This window comes from Streptomyces sp. CO7 (assembly GCF_053474865.1).
This window is the reverse complement of the sequence record NZ_JBRIOU010000001.1, coordinates 142860-144576: the sequence shown is the minus strand read 5'-3', so window position 1 is coordinate 144576 and position 1717 is coordinate 142860. Positions and strand designations below refer to the sequence as shown.

Sequence of the window (1717 nt, the reverse complement as noted above, 5' to 3'; positions counted from 1 at the left end):
CCCCGCAGCCGCCGCCGGGGCAGCCCGCGGCGGGCTTCGGCGCCGCGCCCTCCGGATACGGCGCCCCCCAGCCGGGCCAGCCGCAGCAGGGGCAGCCGGGGCCGGACGGGCAGCCCGGGCCCTACGCCGCCGGTCCGTACGGTCAGCCGGGCACGCCGCAGGCAGGGCCGTACGCGCCGCAGCCGGGGTACGGCTACCCGCAGGGCGCTCCGCAGGGCGGCGCCTGGCCGCCCGCCGGCCCGCCGCAGCCGCCGTCCGGTGGAGGCAACCCCTTCAAGAACCGTCCCGCGCTGGTGGTCGCCGCCGCCGTGGTCGTGGCCGCGCTGATCGGCGGCGGCCTCTGGGCGGTCGCCGGCGGCGACGACGACCCCGTCGCGCAGAAGAAGCCGGCCCCCACGGCGACCAAGGGCGCCCCCGAGCCCACCGCCACCGTCGACCAGGGCGACGGCAACGGCGGAGGCGGCGAGGAACTCGACATCAACAAGGACCGCGCGCCAGGCGAGGCCCGCCTCGCCTGGTACAAGGGCGCCCCCGACGCCCCGGGCGACGGCGCCAAGGCCCCCGGCATGTGGGTGGTCGGCGACGTGGCCGTGAAGGCCGCGTACAAGCAGGTCTTCGGCTGGAAGGCCGCCGACGGCGGCGAGGCGTGGAAGCCGGTCGAGTTCCCCCAGGAGATATGCGCCGTCACCCGGCGGGTGTCCGCGGACGGGCGGATAGCCGTGGCCTACAAGAGCGGCAGCAGCGACCGCGCCAAGTGCAACCAGGTCCAGGAGCTCGACCTGCGCACCGGTGAGAAGGGCTGGGAGGCGGAGATCGACGAGGGCGGCCTCTTCGACGGCACCAGCGACATCTCGCTCAGCCTGGCCGGGGACACCCTGGTCGTCGGCCGCGGCCAGTCCGCCGTGGCCCTCGCCATGAAGACCGGCAAGAAGCGCTACGACATCAAGAAGTACGGGGCCTCCTGCTTCCCCGGCGGCTTCGCCGGCGACGAGCGGAAGCTGATCGTCGCCGCGTCCTGCGGGGCCGGCGGCGACAACCAGCACGACGAGCTGCGCGAGCTCGACCCGGCCACCGGCAAGGTCCGCTGGACCCGGGCGCTCGGCAAGGGCTGGGAGGTCGAGAAGGCCTACAGCGTCAGCCCGCTGGTGGTCTACAGCGCCAACCGCGACAAGAAGACGGGCAACATCTCCGTCTTCACGAGCGACGGCCGGATCGGCCCGCACGTCCAGCTCGACGGCAAGACCGAGCTCGACGTGCGCTGTTCCGGGTTCTCGATCTTCAACAAGGCGCTGGAGTCCTGCGACTTCGTCGCCGACGACACGAACATGTACCTGGCCACCAAGAGCATCGGCAAGGCCAACGAGATCCTCGCGATCGGCCTGGACACCGGCAAGGTGAAGTGGCGCGTGAAGTCCCCGGCCGAGTCGTCGATGCTCCCGGTGACGCTGGAGAACGGCCGGCTGGTCGCCTACGTCGAGCCCACCTACGACAAGGGCGGCCAGGTGGTCGCCGTGCCGACGACCGGTTCGCACACGCCGCAGAAGCTGCTGCAGAACCCGGCGGCCGGGGCCCAGATGGAGAGCTCCTTCCTCAACCCCGCCATCGCCTGGGCCGACGGCCGGCTCTTCCTCTCCGTCGACCGGCTGACCGGCAGCGACGAGCTGGAGGAGAAGCTGATGACGGTCTACGCCAAGTAGCGCCCGCCCCGGCCCCGCAC

The 1717-nt window shown here is 73.2% G+C and carries 1 protein-coding gene; it reads left to right on the top strand.

Annotated features, from left to right (window positions below):
- Positions 1-1697, top strand: a 1697-nt coding sequence (locus ACOV8S_RS00660; protein WP_448315268.1) for an outer membrane protein assembly factor BamB family protein, incomplete at its 5' end; no start/stop codon positions are given.
- Between the last annotated feature and the right edge of the window lie 20 nt (positions 1698-1717).